The sequence below is a fragment of the Pseudoduganella aquatica genome, from assembly GCF_009857595.1.
Classification (GTDB): domain Bacteria; phylum Pseudomonadota; class Gammaproteobacteria; order Burkholderiales; family Burkholderiaceae_D; genus Rugamonas; species Rugamonas aquatica_A.
The window spans coordinates 14,916-33,700 of record NZ_WWCU01000050.1 but is presented as its reverse complement, the minus strand read 5'-3'; the positions used below and the strand labels follow the sequence as shown (position 1 = coordinate 33,700).

Sequence of the window (18,785 nt, the reverse complement as noted above, 5' to 3'; positions counted from 1 at the left end):
GACGATTCCTTCTTTCGAAGGTCACGTTTAATTTTTTCGTTGAGCGTTTAATAATTTGAGCTAAGAGGCTTGCGCCTCCGGCATCATCATCAAACGCCCACACTTATCGACTGTTAATTTTTAAAGAATTCTGCGTTACTTGCTGAAGCGTTTTGTTCAGCAGCAGAGAGGCGAGATTATGCGGTGTTTCGTGCAGCTCGTCAACCCCTGTTTTTCCTACCCTGCGCAGCTTGCATTTGCATGCAGCGCGTCGGGAGGCAGAACTATATAGAAGCCCCCGGGGCTTGGCAAGGGTAAAATGCTTGCTTTGCCGCTTTATTCTTCGCTTGCCTCCATGACCATCCTGCTCTCTACCCTCAACGCGCGCTACACCCATGCCTCCCTGGGGCTGCGCTACCTGCTTGCCAATATGGGAGAGCTGCAGGAACAGACCAAGATCCAGGAGTTCGTCATCGGTGCGAAGACCACCGAGATCGTGGAGCGCATCCTGGCGCACAAGCCGCGCATTGTGGGCTTCGGCATCTATATATGGAATGTGGAGGAGACCAACAAGGTGGTGGGCATGCTGAAACGCGTGGCGCCGGAAGTGGTGGTGGTGCTGGGCGGGCCGGAAGTGTCTTATGAGACGAACGAGCAGGAGATCGTGCGCCTGGCGGACTATGTGATCACCGGCTGGGGCGACGTGACCTTCCCCAAGGTTTGCAGCGATATCCTGAACGGCCCCAAGCCCATCATGAAAGTACACGCCGGCCACCAGCCGCCGATGGCGGAACTGAAGCTGCCCTACTCGCTGTATTCGGACGACGATATCAAGAACCGCACCATCTATGTGGAGGCTTCGCGCGGCTGCCCGTTCAAGTGCGAGTTCTGCCTGTCGGCGCTGGACAAGACGGCGTGGCCCTTCAATATCGACCTGTTCCTGGCGGAGATGGAGGGGCTGCACGCGCGCGGCGCGCGCCTGTTCAAGTTTGTGGACCGCACCTTCAACCTGAACATCAAGACCAGCCTGAAGATCATGCAGTTCTTCCTCGATAAGATAGCGGCCAATCCAGACGACCCGGTCTACGCCCACTTCGAGCTGGTGCCGGACCATTTGCCGGATGCGCTGAAAGAGGGCATTTCCAAATTCCCGCACGGTGCGCTGCAATTCGAGATCGGCATCCAGAGCTTCAACCCGGAAGTGCAGACGCTGGTGAGCCGCAAGCAGGACAACCAGAAGGCGGCCGACAATATCCGCTGGCTGTGCGACCACTCCACAGCCCATATGCACGTGGACCTGATCGCCGGCCTGCCGGGGGAGACGGTGGAGAGCTTCGCCGAGGGCTTCAACAAGCTGTGGGCGCTGGGGCCGCACGAGATCCAGTTCGGCATCTTGAAGCGGCTGCGCGGCACGCCCATCATCCGGCACACGGCGCCCTTCGGGCTGGTGTTCGATCCGCATCCGCCGTACACCATCCTGGCAAACAAGCATATCGATTTCCAGACCATGCAGCGCCTGGTGCGGTTTGCGCGCTATTGGGACCTGGTGGCCAACTCGGGACGCTTCACGCACACCCTGCCCGTACTTCTGGGAGAGACGCCATTCCAGAGTTTTATGGCATTCTCGGACTGGCTATACGCGAACACCGACGCCACCCACCGCATTGCACTGGACCGCCTGGCCGGCATGGTGCAGCGCTGGCTGGCGCACACCGGCATGGAGGCGGAAGCGGCGGCGCAGCTGCTGGCCAGCGATTTCGCGCCCAAGGGCAAAACAGCGCACGCGCATCATCCGGCGCCGCAGCGGCAAGCCCGGCATTTGGCGGCGTAGCATCGGCGGGTTACGGCTGGCCGGTGATGCCGTAGGGCGGGTTAGCGCAGCGTGACCCGCCGGAGCCGCTGTCCTACCGGGTGGCGCAGTAGTAGAAAGTCACTTACACTTGAGCCATGCCAACTAACCCCGCGCCCACCCTCACCATCAGCTCCGGCAGCGCGTCGGAGGCTACGGTCACGGCTGGGGGCACCTGGCAGGTGCATGCGCTAGCGCACCGCCACCCCATGCACGCCATTACCGCCTCGCTGAAACAGCTCAAGGGCAAGCGCGCGCAGTGGGACTTGCGCGCCGTCGAGGCGATGGATCATATCGGCGCCCAGCTTTTATGGAATGCCTGGGGCAAGACCCGCCCCGCATCCCTGCAAATGGCGCCCGAACACGAGGAATTCTTCAAACGCCTGGAAGCCACCGGCACGCTGCAGCTCCAGCAGCACCGCCAGCACCGCCTGACGTCCGTGATGAAGCTGGGCTTCACCATCATGGGCTTTGCCGAGCACATGGCCGGCTTCATCAAACTGATAGGCCAAGTCACGCAGGACTCCTGGCGCTTCCTGCGCAACCCCATGCGCGGCCCCTGGCGCGAGATTTCGGCCAATGTCTACCACGCCGGCTTCCAGGCGCTGGGCATCACCGCGCTGGTGGGCTTCCTGATCGGCGTGGTGCTGTCCTTCCTGTCGGCGCAGCAACTGCGCACCTTCGGCGGCGACATCTACCTGGTCAACCTGCTCGGCATGAGCGTGATCCGCGAACTGGGGCCGCTGCTGGCCGCCATCCTGGTGGCGGGCCGCTCCGGCTCGTCCATTACGGCGCAGCTGGGCGTGATGCGCGTGACCGAGGAACTCGACGCGATGCTGGTGATGGGCATTTCGCACGGCTTCCGCCTGATCCTGCCCAAAGTGATTGCGCTGGCCATTTCCATGCCATTGCTGGTGATCTGGACCGATACCATGGCGCTGATAGGCGGCATGGTATCGGCCAAGGTGGAGCTGAACCTGTCGGCGCGCTACTTTATCCAGAAGCTGCCGGACGCTGTGCCGCTGGCGAACTATCTGATCGGCCTGCTCAAAGGCGTGGTGTTCGGCACCCTGATTGCGCTGGTATCCTGCCACTTCGGCCTGCGCATCCAGCCCAACACGGAAAGCCTGGGGCGCGGCACCACCACCTCGGTGGTGACGGCCATTACGGTGGTGATCCTGGCCGACGCGGTGTTCGCCATCGTCTTCAACGGAGTGGGCTACTGATGGACGAGACCCTGCCGCCCGAAGAAAATTGCGGCTGCCCGGAGACGCCGGGCATGCTGACGCTGGACGGCAGCGTGCCGGTGGTGGAGATCACCAACCTGCAAACCCGTTTCGGCCGCACCGTGGTGCACCAGGATCTGAACCTGGAGATCGAGCAGGGCGAGATCCTGTCCATCGTGGGCGGTTCGGGCACAGGCAAGACCGTGCTGCTGCGGCAGATGCTGGGCCTGGAGCGGCCCACCAAGGGCTGCGTGCGCATCTTCGGCGAGGACATCACGCAGGCCAACGCCGAGCACCTGCAACAGCTGCGCAACCACTGGGGCATGCTGTTCCAGGAAGGCGCGCTGTATTCGGCGCTGACGGTGTTCGAGAATATCGCCCAGCCCATGCGCGAGCTGCGCGTGCTGCCGCCGGACCTGATACGCGACGCAGTGCTGCTGAAGATGAATATGGTGGACCTCGGCCCCGAGCACGCCAACAAGATGCCCTCCGACCTGTCCGGCGGCATGGTCAAGCGGGTGGCGCTGGCGCGCGCGCTGGTGCTGGAGCCCAAGCTGCTGTTCCTGGACGAGCCCACCGCCGGCCTGGACCCGGACCGTTCGGAAAGCTTTGTGTCGCTGATCAAATCGCTGCATCGGGAACTGGGCCTGACCGTGGTGATGGTGACGCACGACCTGGACACGCTGTTCGCGCTGTCCACCCGCATCGCGGTGCTGGCGGAAAAACATGTGATCGCCGTCGCGCCCACGCGCGAAGTGATCAAGGTGGACCACCCCTTCATCAAGGAATTCTTCCTCGGCGCGCGCGGCAAGCGCGCGCTGGCGGCCCTTGATGATAGAAAAATTCAGGAGTAGCTATGGAAAACAGATCGCACGCATTAATGACGGGCTTCTTCACGATATCGCTGCTGATCGCGGCGGTGCTGTTCGGGATCTGGTTCAACCGCGACCGCGTGGAGCGCGAACCCTACCTGATCGCCACCTCGCTTTCCGTGCCCGGCCTGAACCCGCAGGCGGCGGTGCGCTATCGTGGCCTGGAGGTGGGCAAGGTGGACGACATCGGTTTCGATGCCAAGGTGGCGGGGCAGATCCTGGTGCATCTGAGCGTGGACCCGGATACGCCCATCACCAAGACCACCTTTGCCACGCTGGGCTACCAGGGCGTGACCGGCATTGCCTACATCCAGCTGGACGACGAGTCGGTGGGCTCGGAGCGCCTGCGCACCAGCGCCGGCAACCCCACCCGCATTCCGCTGCACCCCGGCCTGTTCGACCAGCTGGAGAAGCGCGGCAAGGCCATCCTGTCCAAGGCTGAAAAAGTGACCGACTCGCTCGACACGCTGCTCAGCCCCGCCAACCAGAAAACCATGCTGGGCGCCTTTGCCGACGTGAGCGAGACCGCGCGCGAGTTCCGCAGCGTGCCCGCGCAGCTCGGCCCCACGCTGGACAAGCTGCCGAAGCTGGTGGAGCAGGCGCAAGGCAGCCTGGCGGCCGTGAACCGTCTTGCGGACGACGCCACCAAGCTGTCGGCCAGCCTGCAGGGGCCGAACGGCGCCATCTCGCGCCTGAACAGCACGGTGGACCGCGTGGGCCTGTCGCTGGAAACGGTGGCCGGCGGCGTGGAGCTGGAGACCCTGCCCAACATCAACGCGCTGACCGATGAGACGCGTTCGTCGATGCGGGCCGTGCGCCGCACCATGAACACCCTGAACGACAAGCCGCAGAGCATCCTGTTCGGCACGCCCGACGCCACGCCGGGTCCGGGCGAGGCGGGCTTCACGCCGCCGGCCGCGAAATAAAGGAAAAATATGGAATCGACCCTCAACAAACTGGCCTGCATCGCATTGCTGGCCGCGCTGGGCGGCTGCGCCACCAAGGGCGCGCCGACCACCGTGTACGACTTCGGCCCGCTGACGCCGGCCGCCGCGCCAGCCGCCACGGCGGCGGCAGCGCTGCCCGCGCTGGTGGTGGCGGACGTGAACGGCCCGGCCTCGCTGGACAGCAACCGCATGTATTACCGCCTGCTGTACGCGGATGCGCAGCAAGCCCGCCCCTACGCGCAGAACGCCTGGAGCGTCACGCCGCTGCAATTGCTCACCCAGCGCCTGCGCGCACGCCTGGCGCAGGCCGGCGTGAAAGTGCTGGCCACCACCGACGCCGCCGTGGGCATGCCCGTGCTGCGCCTGGAGGCGGACGACTTCTCGCAGAACTTCGACAGCCAGGCCAGCAGCAGCGGCCAGGTGTCGCTGCGCGCCTCGCTGTTCCGCGCCCACAAGCTGGTGGACCAGAAGACCTTCACCCGCAGCACCGCCGCGCGCAGCGCCGACGCGGCCGGCGGCGCGCGCGCCCTGGCCGATTCGTCGGACGCCATCGCCGCCGACATCCTGGCGTGGCTGAACACCTTGCCAGCCGCGCTGCCGCAGTAACAGCGTGAGCATGACGGAAACCACAGTCCAGCCCCGCATGCCGTCGCCGGTGGCGCGCGCGGCGCTGCTGGCCTATCTGCTGCTGATCGTGTATGCGAGCTGGTTCCCCTTTTCCGGCTGGCAGAACCAGGGCCTGTCGCCGCTGATCTTCCTCGAGCACACGGCCATGCCGCGCTACTGGACCAAGTTCGACGCCATCATCAACGTGGTGGGCTATATGCCCTTCGGCGCGCTGGTGGTGTACGCGCTGTATCCGCGCCTGCGCGGCGTGGCGGCCTTCGTCATCGCCGCCGCCTGCGGCGTGCTGGTGTCCGGCACCATGGAGGCGGTGCAGACCTATCTGCCCAGCCGCGTGTCGTCCAACCTGGACTTCTACACCAACGCCGCCGGCGCCGCCGTGGGCGCGCTGTTCGGCACCCTGAGCGCCACCGCGCTGCTGGACGGCAGCCCCCTGTACCGCCTGCGCCAGCGCTGGTTCGTGCAGCACACCAGCCAGGGCCTGGTGCTGATGGCCTTGTGGCCGCTGGCGCAGATCTATCCGCAGGGCTTTTTGTTCGGCCACGGCCAGCTGCTGCCCATCCTGTCCGACTGGCTGTCCGAGCTGCTCGACACCAGCATCGACCTGGTGGAACTGGTGCGCCCCGGCGCCGAGCTGACGGTGGAGCAGTACTGGCTGTCCGAAACCATCATCACCGCCTGCGGCATGGTGGGCGCGGGGCTGACGCTGCTGTGCCTGATGCGCAAGCACGCGCCGCGCGCCGGCCTGCTGATCGGCCTGGCGGGCGCCGCCATCGTGGTGAAGTCGCTGGCGACGGCGCTGCTGTTCTCGCCGGAGAACGCCTTCGTGTGGATTACGCCGGGCGCGCAGGGCGGCTTCCTGATCGGCGCCATCATGCTGGCCGGGCTGGCGTTCGCGCCGCACATGGCGCAGCGCCGCCTGGCCGCGCTGACCTTGCTGCTCAGCCTGCTTATTGTGAACACCACGCCGGTCAACCCTTATTTCCTGTCCACGCTGCAGGGCTGGGTGCAGGGCAAGTTCCTCAACTTTAACGGCGCGGCGCAGTTCCTGTCGCTGCTGTGGCCGTTTTTCGCGCTGTGGTTTTTGCTGCTGCCGTCCCACAAGCTCAACCGTCCGTAATGGCGGGTTACGTCGCTCCGCGCCTAACCCGCCCTACGATCCACCAACGACCTGGGCGATGCGTAGGGCGGGTTAGGCGGAGCCGTAACCCGCCATTACAGGTATCATTGCGCCTGAAACGACAAGCGAGGCCCAATATGAGCGACAACAAACAATTTTTCGAACGCCACGTGTTCTTCTGCATGAACAAGCGTGACGACGGCCGCAACAGCTGCGGCGACCACGGCGCCGAAGTGGCGCAAAAGCACGCCAAGAAGCGCTGCAAGGAACTGGGCATCAACGGCCCCGGCAAGGTGCGCGTCAACCAGGCCGGCTGCATGGACCGCTGCGAAGAAGGCCCGGTGATGGTGGTGTATCCGGAAGGCACCTGGTACACCTACGTGGACACCACGGATATCGATGAGATCGTCGACAGCCACCTGGTCGGCGGCAAGGTCGTGGAGCGCCTGAAGATATGATGAACAAGAGCTCGGAAAAATTCACCCTGCCCGGCAACGCCGGCGTGATGGAAGGCCTGATCGACATGCCGGCCGGCGATGCGCCGCCGCGCGGCGTGGCCCTGGTGGCGCACCCGCATCCGCTGTACGGCGGCACCATGGACAACAAGGTGGCCGTCACGCTGATGCGCACCTTCGTCGGCCTGGGCTACGTGGTGGCGCGCATCAACTTCCGCGGCGTGGGCGCCTCGGAAGGCGTGCATGACCACGGCCACGGCGAAACCGACGACATGGGCCTGCTGTACCAGCACATGACGCAGAAATTCCCCGGCCTGCCGGTGGCCCTGAGCGGCTTCTCCTTCGGCACCTATGTGCAGTCGCAGCTGGCCAAGCGCCTGGCCGAGGCCGGCACGCCTGCCGAGCGCCTGGTACTGGTGGGTACGGCTGCCAAAAAATGGGAGCTGGCCGACGTGCCGGCGGACACCATCCTGATCCACGGCGAGAACGACGACACCATCCCGCTGCAGGACGTGTTCAACTGGGCGCGCCCGCAGGACATCCCGGTGCTGGTCATTCCCGGCGCCGACCACTTCTTCCACCGCAAGCTCGGCCATATCAAGACCTGGGTCACGGCGCTGTGGCTGGGCGGGCAGAAGGACACCGGCGAAGCGGCCTGAGGCCCTATAATGTTCCGCATCCGTTTTTAACACCACTGCATTAAGACCCATGAAAAAATACCTCGCGGCACTCGCTACCAGCGTGCTGTTCATTACCTCCGCCGTGGCGCAGACCCTGCCCGCGCCCACCATCGCTGCCAAGTCCTGGCTGCTGCTGGACATGACTAGCGGCCAGATCATCGCCTCGCAAGATCCGAACATGCGCATCGAGCCGGCCTCGCTGACCAAGATCATGACGGCCTACCTGACCTTCCAGGCCCTGCGCGACAAGAAGATCGACATCAACCAGAAGGTGAACGTGTCGGTGCGCGCCTGGAAAGTGGATTCGAGCAGCTCGAAGATGTTTATCGACCCTGCCGTGCCGGTGTCCATCAACGACCTGCTGCACGGCCTGATGGTGCAGTCCGGCAATGACGCCGCCGTGGCGCTGGCCGAGGCCGTGGCCGGCGACGAAGCCACCTTCGTCACGCTGATGAACCGCGAAGCGCAGCGCATGGGCCTGACCCAGACCCGCTTCGCCAATCCGCACGGCCTGCCCAGCCCGGAAAACTATTCCACCGCGCAAGACCTCTCGGTGCTGGCCAAGCGCGTGATCGCCGACTACCCCGAGTTCTACAAGATCGACTCGGTGAAAAGCTTCACCTACAACAAGATCACCCAGCCCAACCGCAACCGCCTGCTGTGGCTGGACCCGACCGTGGACGGCATGAAAACCGGCCACACCGAAGCGGCCGGCTACTGCATGATCGCGTCGGCGCACCGCCCTAACGGCAACTTCGGCGAACGCCGCCTGATTTCCGTGGTGCTGGGCACCGCCTCCGACGGCGCGCGCACCGCCGAAAGCCAGAAGCTGCTGAACTGGGGCTTCCAGAACTTCGATACGGTACGCCTGTACAGCAAGGGGCAAGCCATCGATACGCCGGAAATCTGGAAAGGCTCGTCGAACAAGCTGAAGATCGGCTTTGCGCAGGACGTGCTGGTGACGGTGCCGAAAGGCGTGGCCGGCAAGATGAAGCCTGTGCTCGAGCGCAAGGACCCGCTGGTGGCCCCTATCGCCGAGAACACCCGCGTCGGCTCGCTGAAGATGGTGGTGGACGGCAAGCCGCTGCTGGAACTGCCGGTGGTGGCGCTGGAAGGCGTGCCGCAAGCGTCCATCTTCGGCCGCGCATGGGACTCCGTGCGCCTGTGGCTGAAATGATGACGGCGCGCGCAGACGCATTGCAGCTGTCGCGCATCGTGGCGGGCATGTGGCGCATGACGGAATGGAATATGGCGCCGCAGCAGCGCCTGGCCTTTATCGAACAATGCCTGGAACTGGGCGTGAGCAGCTTCGACCATGCGGACATCTATGGCGGCTACGGCGTGGAAGCGCTGTTCGGCGAAGCGCTGGCGCTGAAGCCGGCGCTGCGCGGGCAGATGCAGATCGTGAGCAAATGCGGCATCAAGCTGGTCTCGCAAGCACGTCCCGCGCACACCATCCAGCATTACGACACCACGGCCGCGCATATCACCGCCTCGGTGGAGCAGTCGCTGCGCGCGCTGCGCACCGATTACCTGGACCTGCTGCTGATACACCGCCCGGACCCGCTGATGGACTTCGACGAGATGGCGGCCGCCTTCACGCGCCTGCGCGCCGAAGGCAAGGTGCGGCATTTCGGCGTGTCCAACTTCAGCCGCCACCAGTTCGAGGCGCTGAACCGGCGCATTCCCCTCGCCACCAACCAGGTGGAGTTTTCGCCGCTGCACCTGGCGCCCATGTTCGACGAAACCTTCGACGGCCTGCAGGACCTGGGCGTGCCGCCGATGATCTGGTCGCCGCTGGGCGGCGGACGCCTGTTCAGCGGCGGCGACGCGGCCGGCGAGCGCCTGCGCGCCTGCATCCAGCAAGTGGCGGACGAAGTGCGGCAGCCGTTCGCGTCGGTGGTGTTCGCGTGGATTATGCAGCTGCCGTGCAAGCCGGTGCCGCTGACCGGCTCCGGGCGCATCGCGGCGATCCAGGAAGCGGTGCAGGCCACGCAGTTCACGCTCAGCCGCCAGCAGTGGTTCGAGATCCTGCGCGCGGCACGGGGACACGAGGTGGCCTGACTAGTAAGGCGGGTTAGCGCGAAGCGCGTAACCCGCCAGGCTCAGTCGCCGTCGTTATAAACGGCTGGCGGCGCAATGCCTGTCCAGCCGTATTTCCAGGCCAGGTTCAAGCCCAGCGTGAAGGCCACGTAGACGGCAAAGAACAGCGCGAAGAAGCCCGTGGTCAGCCACACCAGCAAGCCTATGCACACCGCCAGCCCCACCAGCGCACCCACGCTTTTCTTCTGCTTGGAGCTGGGGAAGCGGATGGTGGACACCATCAGCCCGCCGACCACGAACAGCAGCACCACCACCAGGCCCGCGTGCTGCAGCGTGCGCGCCGGTTCCGGCCACGCCACCACCACGGACGCCACGCACGCCGCCCCCGCCGTAATCGGCATGCCGACGAAATAGCGCGGATCGGTGCGGCCCACGTTCACATTGAAGCGCGCCAGGCGCAGCGCGCCGCAGGCCACAAAGATAAAACTGGCGATGCCGCCCATGCGCAGCAAAGTGCCGTGTTCATGGCCCAGCAGCACGAAGCCGTAGCAATACAGCAGCACCGCCGGCGCGCAGCCGAAATTCATCACGTCCGCAATCGAATCGAGCTGCACGCCGAACTCTGAGCTGGTGCCGGTGGCGCGCGCCACGAAGCCGTCCAGCGCGTCGAACACCCCGGCCAGCACCAGCAGCACGGCAGCCATCTGGTAGTCCTGCGCGCTGCCGATATAGGCGTTGTCCACTGAAATGACGATGCTGCCGAAACCGCAGGCGATCGACAACAGCGTGACAAAGCTGGGCAGGGCGAATTTGGCGCGCCGCAGGCGCTGCTTGGTTGGGGTCATGTGGGAAGTGCCTGGCTAGATTGCGTAAACGGCTATTTTACCGTGCTTGCAGCGATATTCTGACATGCATCAACATCCGCGGCGCCACGGTGGCGTCAGCGCGGCGGCGTTTCGCCTAGAATCAAAAGATTGCAAGGGGAGCCACCATGAAACATCCGACCGCCAGTACAGCATTCCTGCCCGCCCCGCTCACGGCGGCCATCGCGGCGGCAGCCCTGGCCGCCATGCTGGCCGCTTGCGGCGGCGGCGGGGGCGGCTCGAACAACAGCGCCGCTACCCCGGCCACCGTCACCCAGCCCACGGAGCCCGGCGCGCCCACCCTGAGCGGCGACACCGCGCTGGACGGCTACAACTGGATCAACTACCGCCGCCAGCAGGCCGGCCTGCCGGCGCTGGCGCGCAACGCCCTGATCGACGCCTCGGCGCTGGGCCATTCCAATTACCAGCGCCTGAACAATACAGTCAGCCACACGCAGACCGCCGGCCAGCCCGGCTTTACCGGCGCCACGCTGTCGGACCGCCTGCGCAGCGCCGGCTACCGCTCCGGCGGCCTGGTGGGGGAAGTGATTTCCGCCGCCTCCGACAAATCCGGCTTCTACCATGCGGAGGAGCTGATCGGCGCCATCTACCACCGCTACCTGATACTGGAACCCATCTTCCGCGAAACGGGCACCGGCGCCGCGACCGGCAGCGTCTATACCTACTTCACGGCCGAGTTCGGCACCGGCGGCAGCACCAGCGCGGGCGTGGGGCGCGGCAACCTGGTGGTCTACCCGTCCGCCAACCAGACGCGGGTGCCGGTCAATTTCTTCAGCGACACCGAGTCGCCCGACCCGGTCCCGGAGCAGAACGAAGTGGGCTATCCCATCAGCGTGCAGGGCGACAATTCCGCCACCGTGAATGTGCTGACCTTCACCGTGCGCCCGCGCGGCGGCGCCGACCTGCCCGTGCGGCTGATGACGCGCCTGTCCGACCGCGAAACGCCGCTCGCGGCCGCTGCCATCATCCCGCTCAGCGTGCTCAAGGCCGCCACCGTCTACGATGTGAGCTTCACCGGCACCGTGGACGGCGTGACGGCGAACCGCAGCTGGTCCTTTACAACTAAATAAAACTTGTTGCAAGAAACCAACTATCACAAGCTCTGCTATTGTGATGTATTGGACATCATAATCAGCACGGGCGATGACAGCGACACAGCACATCCTCAACACCAGCGATGGGCTGGAACGGCTTATGGGCGACACCAGCCTGTACCGCAAGCTACTGCTGCGCTTCCGCAAGGACCACGAGCAGGCCGTGGCGCAGCTGCGCCAGCTGCTGGCCGACGGCGAACTGGCCGCGGCGCAGCGCAAGGCGCACAGCCTGAAAGGCGCGGCCGGCATGGTAGGCGCGCAGGAGCTGCACCATCTGGCGGGCGTGACGGAAGCGGGACTGGTGGCGTCCGGCGCCGCGCCGCACGCCGGGCTGGACGTGCTGCAGGCGGCGTTGTCCAGCCTGCTGTGCGCGATAGCCGCCTACCTGGACGGCACCGACGCGGCAGCCTGCGCCTCTGCGGCGTCCGCCTCCGCTGCGGCGGACGCCGGAGCTGCGGACGCGGCAACGCGCGCGCTGGTCGAACGGCTGGCGCAGCTGCTGGACGAGGGGAATGGCAAGGCGATCGATGTGCTGGAACAGTCGGCCACGGTGCTGGCGGCCAGTCTGGGAGTCGCGGTATTTCAGGAAGTGGCCGCAGCGGCCCACGAATTCGATTTTGAAGCGGCGCTGGCGGCGCTGGCGCGCTTTGACGCCACGCTCAGCGCGTGAATTCGGCTTCTTCGTCGAAGGCGTCGTGGCATTCCTTGCCGCAGAAGCGGCGCACGCTGTCGAGCGGTTTTTCGCAATACCAGCACGAGCCTTTCGGCGGCAGCGTTTGCCTGGTGTAGGCAGGCGGCGCGGCGGGCGGCAGGCCGCTCGCTTCCTCAGGTAGTTGGTTCTGTAACGATTCCACGGCATCCCCTTTCCAGGCAACACTTTACGGCGTACAACCAGCATACTTGCGCGCAATTTTCCCGGCATGAGGAGGATCAACAAGCGAGTTGTTCTGCCGCATTTTCGGGCACTGCGCGCAACAATAATAGCAGGATTGCCGAGCCGCCACTGTCGGGTTTACGTGCGCTGGCGCACGTAAAAACACAAAAAAACCACGTGCCCAGAGCGAGGAAAAATTTTTAAATGGAAACGCTTGTGGCGATAGCGTGAAAGTTATTTCCCGATACAGAAACGCCCAAAGATCACGCCCAGCAGGTCGTCCGACGAGAAGGCGCCGGTGATGCTGGAGAGCTGGGCCTGGGCCAGGCGCAGCTCTTCGGCGAACAGGTCCAGCGACTGGTCGCTGACGGCGGCGTGCTCGCCCGCCAGGCCCAGGTGCTGGCCGGCCGACTTGAGCGCGATCAGGTGGCGTTCGCGCGCCAGGTAGAGCGATTCGCCGGTCTGCTGCCAGCCGGCGATGCGCAGCAGCTCGGCGCGCAGCAGGTCGATGCCGAGGTGCTCGTGCGCCGACAAGTACACATGCGTGGCGTCCTCCATCGCGTCCACGCCGGGCTTGTGGCCGGACAGGTCGATCTTGTTCCAGATGCGCAGCACCGGCACGCCGGCCGGGAAGTTGGCGACGATGGCTTCGTCCGCGCGCGAGGGGCCGTGGTCGGCGTCCAGCAGGTGCAGGATGACGTCGGCCTTTTCCACTTCGCCCCAGGTGCGCTCGATGCCGATGCGCTCGACCACGTCCACGTCCTCGTCCTTGCGGCGGATGCCGGCGGTGTCGATGATGTTGAGCGGGATGCCTTCGATCTGGATAGTCTCGCTGACCTTGTCGCGCGTGGTGCCGGCGATGGGCGTGACGATGGCCACGTCGGAGCCGGCCAGCGCGTTCAGCAGCGAGGACTTGCCCACGTTGGGCTGGCCCACCAGCACCACGTTCAGGCCTTCGCGCAGCAGCGCGCCCTGCGCGGCCTGGCGGAACACGGTGTCCAGCGCTTCCACGATGCCGCTGAGCTGGCCGCGCGCGTCGGATTTTTCCAGGAAGTCGATTTCTTCTTCCGGGAAGTCCAGCGTGGCTTCCACCAGCATGCGCAGATTCGTGACCCGTTCGACCAGCGCATGGATGGTTTTCGAGAACGCGCCGGACAGCGACTGCGAGGCGGACTTGGCGGCCGCCTCGGTGGAGGCGTCGATCAGGTCGGCCACGGCTTCGGCTTGCGCCAGGTCCAGCTTGTCGTTCAGGTAGGCGCGGCGCGTGAATTCGCCGGGCTCGGCCAGGCGCAGGCCGAAGGGCTGGCCGGCCTCCAGCACGCGCGCCAGCAGCATCTGCAGCACCACGGGGCCGCCGTGGCCCTGCAGCTCGAGCACGTCCTCGCCGGTGTAGGAATGCGGTCCCTTGAAGTGGATGGCGATGCCCTGGTCTATCACCGTGCCGTCGGCCTGCTTGAAGGGGATGTAGGTGGCGTGGCGCGGCTGCAACGCCGTGGCGCCGAACAGGGCTTCGATCAGGCCGGACAGGTTCTTGCCGGAGGCGCGTACCACGCCGATGCCGCCGCGGCCAGGGGCGGTGGCGATGGCGGCGATAGGGGAAGTGTCGAGTTTCATGGGGTGATTGTAGTAAAAAAAAGCCCGTGCATGGCACGGGCCTTTGGTACAGCTTGCTAGCCTGGCCTTATTTTGCTTCGGCAGGCGCGAATTTTTTGGTGATCAGGTACTGTTGGCAGATCGACAGCACGTTGTTCACCACCCAGTACAGCACCAGGCCGGACGGGAAGAAGAAGAACATCACCGAGAAGGCCAGCGGCATGAACAGCATCATTTTCGCTTGCATCGGATCGGCCGGCGCCGGGTTCAGCTTGGTGGTGATGTACATGGAAATCGCGTACAGCACCGGCAGGATAAACCATGGATCCGGCTGGGTCAGGTCGGTAATCCAGCCCACCCACGGCGCGCCGCGCATTTCCACCGAGGCGTTCAGCACCCAGTACAGGGCGATAAAGACCGGCATCTGCACCAGGATGGGCAGGCAGCCGCCCAGCGGGTTGATCTTTTCGGTCTTGTACAGCTCCATCATGGCCTGGTTCATCTTCTGCGGATCGCCTTTGTGGCGCTCGCGGATGGCGGTCATTTTAGGCGTGACCACCTTCATGCGCGCCATGCTGCGGTAGCCGGCGGCCGACAGCGGGAAGAACAGCAGCTTGATCAGGATGGTGAAGACGATAATGGTCCAGCCCCAGTTGTGCAGCAGGGCGAACAGCTGTTCCATCACCCAGTACATAGGCTTGGCCAGGATGGTCAGCATGCCGTAGTCTTTCACCAGGTCCAGGCCGGGCGAGACTTTTTCCAGCGCTTTCTCGTCCTGCGGGCCCGAGTACAGCTTGGCGCTGTTGGAGATGGTGGCGCCCGGCGCCAGCGTGCCCAGCGGCTGCACCACGCCGATGGCGTAGGTATTGGTGTCGATCTTCTTGGTGAAGATGTCGCGCGCCAGCTTGTCCTGCGGCACGAAGGCCGACACGAAGAAGTGCTGCGAAATGGCAACCCAGCCGTTGTCGGCTTTCTCGGCGTGGCCGGCATCCAGTTTCACGGACGGGTTTTCCTTCTGCTTGGCGTCGTGCTTCTCGATGCCTTCGAAGGTCAGCTTCTTGTACTTGTCGGCCGCCGTGTACATGGTCGGGCCGGTGAAGCTGCTGTTGAACCAGGTGTCGCCTTCCGGCTTGTTGCCGTCGTGGACCAGCTGCAGGTACAGCTCAGGCGCAATCGGCGCGGCGCCGGTGTTGGTGACGTCGTGGCGCACGTCGACGGTGTAGTCGCCGCGCTTGAAGGTGAAGGTCTTCACCAGCTTGACGCCGCCCTGCTCCGCTTCCAGCACCAGTTGCACCTGGTTGCCGTCGGCCAGCGCGCGCACGCCCGGCTTGGCGGTGAAGCCGGTGGTGTGGTTGGGCGCGCCCGCTACGCCGACCAGGCCGGTCTGCGCCAGATAGGTGTTCTTGCCGCCCTTCTGGAACAGCACCTGGTTCTTCTTGGCGTCGATCTTGTCGTGGTGCTTGAGCAGCTCCAGGCGCACCAGTTCGCCGCCCAGGGTGTCGATGTCGGCTTTCACCACGTCGGTGGTGATGGTGATGGTCTCGCGCTTGAACGGCGCGGCGCCTTCCGCTGCGCCCGGCTGGGCGGCGGCGGCCGCGGCGGCCACGGCTTGCGCCGAAGCGGGCACGACGGCCTTGGCCGAAGCGGATGCGGCCGGCGGCGCCGGCGCGAACATCGACGGCTTGCCGGTCGAGACCATCCAGTTATTCCACAGGATGACCAGCGAGACGGCGAACACGATCCACAAAATGGTACGTTTATTGATATCCATTACGGTATTTATCAGGTGTGGTTGCAACCGCAAGCGGTCGAGGAATTCTTGGCTGGGACGGGATCAAGCCCGCCCGCATTCCAGGGATGGCAGCGGCAAACGCGGCGCGCCGCCAGCCAGCTGCCGCGCGCGGCGCCGTGGACGCGCAGCGCTTCCAGGGCGTAATTCGAGCAGCTGGGATAGAAACGGCAACGCGGCCCCAGCATGGGACTGATGGCCAGCTGGTAAAAGCGCAGCAGCAGGGTCAGCAGTTTGCTCATGGCAGCGTGCTCATTTGGCGGGCCGGGCCTTGTTCTGCGATGCGAACAGGCGCGTAAGCTCCTGGCGCAGTTCCGCCTTGAGCTGGGCCGTGGTGGCCGGGCCGTCCTTGCTGTTGACCGGGCGGGACAAGCGCACCACGCAGTCGATAGCAGGCAGGCCGGTCACGCGGAACAGTTCGCGGGTGACGCGTTTGATGGTGTTGCGCGTGACGGCGCGCGGCGCAAAACGCTTGGCCACCACGACGCCCAGCCGCGCATGCGGCAACTGGTTGGGTCGGGTGTACAGCACGAAGTGCGCACTCTTTTGTGCAGGGCGCAAACGAAAAACGGATGAAAATTCATCCGTTTTAACGATGCGCCGAGCGCGTGCGAAGTCGTGTGAACCTTCGCCTGTCGAGCCGTTTGAAGTACAGCTTTCCACGCGATCAGCTAACAAGCGGATGGCTTATACAGCCAGACGCTTGCGGCCTTTGCCGCGGCGTGCATTCAGAACTGCGCGGCCACCACGGGTAGCCATACGTGCGCGGAAGCCGTGGGTACGCTTACGGCGTACAACGGAAGGTTGGTAAGTACGTTTCATGTTGGTCTCGCTGAAAAAGCAAAAAAATACAAAATCGGGAAAAACGTCCCGTCTTTATTGGTGCCAATGACATTTCGCGCACCTATGCCGTCCGGCACAGCTGGGTCCATCTCATCGCCCGCTTTAATCCACGCTTACTCCATATTGTGGTTTAAACACGGCATACGGGCGGGGAACCCTGAATTATCAGCATTTCACCCCCGCTTGTCAACCTCCGGCTCAGCCTTTTGCCGCCGCCGGCGGCCGCCCGCATGCAAAAATTCGCGTCATGCCTGTGGATAACTTCGGACTTCGGGGTTAGAATAGCGTGTTACGCGCAGCGCATAAGCGCCCTTGCGCACCCTTACAGATAGACGATTAATGGAAAATTTCTGGCAGACCTGTTCCGCTCAACTGGAGCTGGAGCTGACGCCGCAACAATTCAGTGCCTGGATTAAGCCGCTGGTGCCCCTCGACTACGAGGATGGCAAGCTGCGCGTTGCTGCGCCCAACCGCTTCAAGCTCGATTGGGTGAAGTCCCAGTTCGCCAGCCGCATCACCGCGCTCGCTTGCCAATATTGGGAAGCGCCGACCGAAGTGCAGTTTGTGCTGGACCCGCGTCTGAACGCGGCGCGCAAACCGGCCGCGCCGGTGTCGAACGCCGGCATTATCCACAGCAGCGCGCCGTCGGTGCCGGACATGAGCGCCCAGCGCGCCAGCGACCAGGCCGCCGCCAGCCCGGGCTCGCCCGAGTACAACATCGGCAATTCGCCGCGCCGCGAGCAGAGCCGCGTCAACACCGACCTGACCTTCGACAGTTTCGTCACCGGTAAAGCCAACCAGCTGGCGCGCGCCGCCGCCATCCAGGTGGCCAACAACCCGGGCGTGAGCTACAACCCGCTGTTCTTCTACGGCGGCGTGGGCCTGGGCAAGACCCACTTGATACACGCCATCGGCAACCAGGTGATGGCCGACCAGCCGGGCGCGCGCATCCGCTACATCCACGCGGAACAGTATGTCCGCGACGTAGTGACCGCTTACCAGCGCAAGGGTTTCGACGACTTCAAGCATTACTACCACTCGCTGGACATGCTGCTGATCGATGATATTCAGTTCTTTGGCGGCAAGAGCCGTACGCAAGAGGAATTCTTCTACGCGTTTGAAGCGCTGATCGCAGCCAAGAAGCAGATCATCATCACCTCGGATACCTATCCGAAAGAGATTACCGGCATGGACGACCGCCTGATCTCGCGCTTCGACTCCGGCCTGACGGTGGCGATTGAGCCGCCCGAGCTGGAAATGCGGGTGGCGATCCTGCTGAAGAAAGCCAAGCAGGAAGGCGTGACCTTCTCGGACGACGTGGCCTTCTTCGTGGCCAAGCACCTGCGCTCCAACGTGCGCGAGCTGGAAGGCGCGCTGCGCAAGATCCTGGCGTACTCGCGCTTCCACGGCAAGGACATCACGATCGACATCGTGAAGGAAGCGCTGAAGGACTTGCTGTCGGTGCAGAACCGCCAGATTTCGGTGGAAAACATCCAGAAGACGGTGGCGGACTTCTTCAACATCAAGGTGGCGGACATGTATTCCAAACGCCGCCCGGCGAATATCGCCCGTCCGCGCCAGATTGCCATGTATCTGGCCAAGGAACTGACGCAGAAGAGCCTGCCCGAGATCGGCGAGCTGTTCGGCGGCCGCGACCACACGACCGTGCTGCACGCCGTGCGCAAGATCGCGCTGGACCGCACCAAGAATCCGGAGTGCAACCACGAGCTGCACGTCCTGGAGCAGACGCTGAAAGGTTGATGCGTGGCGGGTTACGGCTGCGCCTAACCCGCCCTACGGCGTGCAAGCCATATCGTAGGGCGGGTTAGCGCGCAGCGCGTAACCCGCCAGAGCCGCCCCAAAGCGCCGGTTTGCCATTAAAATCTGGCAAGCCCAGCAACAAGTTTGTATCG

Annotated in this window: 20 protein-coding genes; 13 read left to right on the top strand and 7 right to left on the bottom strand. The window is 64.4% G+C overall.

The genetic code is table 11. The features are described 5' to 3' along the window. The first annotated feature begins 334 nt into the window (after positions 1-334). The 10 genes from GTP77_RS27055 (at position 335) to GTP77_RS27010 (ending at position 9,816) form a co-directional block, all read left to right on the top strand. Entirely contained in the window at positions 335-1,810 is a 1,476-nt protein-coding gene (locus GTP77_RS27055) for a B12-binding domain-containing radical SAM protein (protein WP_161075261.1), read from the top strand. A gap of 116 nt (positions 1,811-1,926) precedes the next feature. Then, positions 1,927-3,054, top strand: coding sequence for an MlaE family ABC transporter permease (locus tag GTP77_RS27050; RefSeq protein WP_161075260.1), 1,128 nt, complete (start codon positions 1,927-1,929; stop codon positions 3,052-3,054). Continuing rightward, on the top strand, positions 3,054-3,908 hold the full coding sequence (locus GTP77_RS27045) for an ABC transporter ATP-binding protein (protein WP_371869407.1): 855 nt from the start codon (positions 3,054-3,056) through the stop codon (positions 3,906-3,908). Before GTP77_RS27050 ends, GTP77_RS27045 begins: the two co-directional genes overlap by 1 nt. A 2-nt stretch (positions 3,909-3,910) precedes the next feature. Then, complete coding sequence (locus tag GTP77_RS27040) at positions 3,911-4,852, top strand: MlaD family protein (protein ID WP_161075259.1); 942 nt, start codon at positions 3,911-3,913, stop codon at positions 4,850-4,852. A gap of 9 nt (positions 4,853-4,861) precedes the next feature. Next, positions 4,862-5,479 carry an ABC-type transport auxiliary lipoprotein family protein gene (locus GTP77_RS27035; protein ID WP_161075258.1) on the top strand — a complete coding sequence of 206 codons (618 nt, stop codon included), beginning with the start codon at positions 4,862-4,864 and terminating at the stop codon, positions 5,477-5,479. 10 nt (positions 5,480-5,489) lie between these two features. Beyond that, positions 5,490-6,617: a VanZ family protein gene (locus GTP77_RS27030; RefSeq protein WP_161075257.1), complete on the top strand. Its 1,128-nt coding sequence runs from the start codon at positions 5,490-5,492 to the stop codon at positions 6,615-6,617. Positions 6,618-6,754: 137 nt separating this feature from the next. Then, positions 6,755-7,075, top strand: coding sequence for a (2Fe-2S) ferredoxin domain-containing protein (locus GTP77_RS27025; RefSeq protein WP_161075256.1), 321 nt, complete (start codon positions 6,755-6,757; stop codon positions 7,073-7,075). Beyond that, a complete protein-coding gene (locus GTP77_RS27020; protein WP_161075262.1) occupies positions 7,075-7,731 on the top strand; it encodes an alpha/beta hydrolase in 657 nt (218 codons plus the stop codon). The genes GTP77_RS27025 and GTP77_RS27020 overlap by 1 nt, the downstream gene beginning before the upstream one ends. A gap of 49 nt (positions 7,732-7,780) precedes the next feature. Beyond that, positions 7,781-8,929, top strand: coding sequence for a D-alanyl-D-alanine carboxypeptidase family protein (locus tag GTP77_RS27015; RefSeq protein WP_161075255.1), 1,149 nt, complete (start codon positions 7,781-7,783; stop codon positions 8,927-8,929). Continuing rightward, complete coding sequence (locus GTP77_RS27010) at positions 8,899-9,816, top strand: aldo/keto reductase (RefSeq protein WP_161075254.1); 918 nt, start codon at positions 8,899-8,901, stop codon at positions 9,814-9,816. The genes GTP77_RS27015 and GTP77_RS27010 overlap by 31 nt, the downstream gene beginning before the upstream one ends. A 41-nt stretch (positions 9,817-9,857) precedes the next feature. Here GTP77_RS27010 and pssA read toward each other — a convergent pair whose 3' ends face one another. Next, on the bottom strand, positions 9,858-10,640 hold the full coding sequence (gene pssA, locus GTP77_RS27005; protein WP_161075253.1) for a CDP-diacylglycerol--serine O-phosphatidyltransferase: 783 nt from the start codon (positions 10,638-10,640) through the stop codon (positions 9,858-9,860). Positions 10,641-10,786: 146 nt separating this feature from the next. Between pssA and GTP77_RS27000 the strand changes: the two genes are divergently transcribed. Further along, the gene (locus GTP77_RS27000; RefSeq protein WP_161075252.1) at positions 10,787-11,749 is read left to right on the top strand and encodes a CAP domain-containing protein; all 963 of its coding nucleotides are present in this window, start codon (positions 10,787-10,789) and stop codon (positions 11,747-11,749) included. 73 nt (positions 11,750-11,822) lie between these two features. After that, a complete protein-coding gene (locus GTP77_RS26995; protein WP_161075251.1) occupies positions 11,823-12,443 on the top strand; it encodes an Hpt domain-containing protein in 621 nt (206 codons plus the stop codon). Here GTP77_RS26995 and GTP77_RS26990 read toward each other — a convergent pair. From GTP77_RS26990 to rpmH, 6 genes are all read right to left on the bottom strand, one after another. Further along, positions 12,433-12,627: a hypothetical protein gene (locus GTP77_RS26990; RefSeq protein WP_161075250.1), complete on the bottom strand. Its 195-nt coding sequence runs from the start codon at positions 12,625-12,627 to the stop codon at positions 12,433-12,435. The genes GTP77_RS26995 and GTP77_RS26990 overlap by 11 nt on opposite strands. A gap of 254 nt (positions 12,628-12,881) precedes the next feature. After that, entirely contained in the window at positions 12,882-14,261 is a 1,380-nt protein-coding gene (mnmE, locus tag GTP77_RS26985) for a tRNA uridine-5-carboxymethylaminomethyl(34) synthesis GTPase MnmE (protein ID WP_161075249.1), read from the bottom strand. 67 nt (positions 14,262-14,328) lie between these two features. Next, a complete protein-coding gene (gene yidC, locus GTP77_RS26980) occupies positions 14,329-16,011 on the bottom strand; it encodes a membrane protein insertase YidC (protein WP_161075248.1) in 1,683 nt (560 codons plus the stop codon). Positions 16,012-16,022: 11 nt separating this feature from the next. After that, the gene (gene yidD / locus GTP77_RS26975; RefSeq protein WP_161075247.1) at positions 16,023-16,271 is read right to left on the bottom strand and encodes a membrane protein insertion efficiency factor YidD; all 249 of its coding nucleotides are present in this window, start codon (positions 16,269-16,271) and stop codon (positions 16,023-16,025) included. Between the two features lie 10 nt (positions 16,272-16,281). Next, positions 16,282-16,692 carry a ribonuclease P protein component gene (rnpA, locus tag GTP77_RS26970; RefSeq protein ID WP_161075246.1) on the bottom strand — a complete coding sequence of 137 codons (411 nt, stop codon included), beginning with the start codon at positions 16,690-16,692 and terminating at the stop codon, positions 16,282-16,284. A 24-nt stretch (positions 16,693-16,716) separates the two neighbouring features. Then, positions 16,717-16,851, bottom strand: a complete 135-nt coding sequence (gene rpmH / locus GTP77_RS26965) for a 50S ribosomal protein L34 (RefSeq protein WP_082551811.1) — start codon at positions 16,849-16,851, stop codon at positions 16,717-16,719. Between the two features lie 360 nt (positions 16,852-17,211). Between rpmH and dnaA the strand changes: the two genes are divergently transcribed. Then, the gene (dnaA, locus tag GTP77_RS26960) at positions 17,212-18,633 is read left to right on the top strand and encodes a chromosomal replication initiator protein DnaA (RefSeq protein WP_161075245.1); all 1,422 of its coding nucleotides are present in this window, start codon (positions 17,212-17,214) and stop codon (positions 18,631-18,633) included. Positions 18,634-18,785: the final 152 nt, after the last annotated feature.

Bases quoted from the DNA above. Each gene is read 5' to 3' on its own strand.
- GTP77_RS27055 (WP_161075261.1), top strand. From the start codon at position 335: ATGACCATCCTGCTCTCTACCCTCAACGCGCGCTACACCCATGCCTCC.
- GTP77_RS27050 (WP_161075260.1), top strand. From the start codon at position 1,927: ATGCCAACTAACCCCGCGCCCACCCTCACCATCAGCTCCGGCAGCGCG.
- GTP77_RS27045 (WP_371869407.1), top strand. From the start codon at position 3,054: ATGGACGAGACCCTGCCGCCCGAAGAAAATTGCGGCTGCCCGGAGACG.
- GTP77_RS27040 (WP_161075259.1), top strand. From the start codon at position 3,911: ATGGAAAACAGATCGCACGCATTAATGACGGGCTTCTTCACGATATCG.
- GTP77_RS27035 (WP_161075258.1), top strand. From the start codon at position 4,862: ATGGAATCGACCCTCAACAAACTGGCCTGCATCGCATTGCTGGCCGCG.
- GTP77_RS27030 (WP_161075257.1), top strand. From the start codon at position 5,490: ATGACGGAAACCACAGTCCAGCCCCGCATGCCGTCGCCGGTGGCGCGC.
- GTP77_RS27025 (WP_161075256.1), top strand. From the start codon at position 6,755: ATGAGCGACAACAAACAATTTTTCGAACGCCACGTGTTCTTCTGCATG.
- GTP77_RS27020 (WP_161075262.1), top strand. From the start codon at position 7,075: ATGAACAAGAGCTCGGAAAAATTCACCCTGCCCGGCAACGCCGGCGTG.
- GTP77_RS27015 (WP_161075255.1), top strand. From the start codon at position 7,781: ATGAAAAAATACCTCGCGGCACTCGCTACCAGCGTGCTGTTCATTACC.
- GTP77_RS27010 (WP_161075254.1), top strand. From the start codon at position 8,899: ATGGGACTCCGTGCGCCTGTGGCTGAAATGATGACGGCGCGCGCAGAC.
- pssA (WP_161075253.1), bottom strand. From the start codon at position 10,640: ATGACCCCAACCAAGCAGCGCCTGCGGCGCGCCAAATTCGCCCTGCCC.
- GTP77_RS27000 (WP_161075252.1), top strand. From the start codon at position 10,787: ATGAAACATCCGACCGCCAGTACAGCATTCCTGCCCGCCCCGCTCACG.
- GTP77_RS26995 (WP_161075251.1), top strand. From the start codon at position 11,823: ATGACAGCGACACAGCACATCCTCAACACCAGCGATGGGCTGGAACGG.
- mnmE (WP_161075249.1), bottom strand. From the start codon at position 14,261: ATGAAACTCGACACTTCCCCTATCGCCGCCATCGCCACCGCCCCTGGC.
- yidC (WP_161075248.1), bottom strand. From the start codon at position 16,011: ATGGATATCAATAAACGTACCATTTTGTGGATCGTGTTCGCCGTCTCG.
- yidD (WP_161075247.1), bottom strand. From the start codon at position 16,271: ATGAGCAAACTGCTGACCCTGCTGCTGCGCTTTTACCAGCTGGCCATC.
- rpmH (WP_082551811.1), bottom strand. From the start codon at position 16,851: ATGAAACGTACTTACCAACCTTCCGTTGTACGCCGTAAGCGTACCCAC.
- dnaA (WP_161075245.1), top strand. From the start codon at position 17,212: ATGGAAAATTTCTGGCAGACCTGTTCCGCTCAACTGGAGCTGGAGCTG.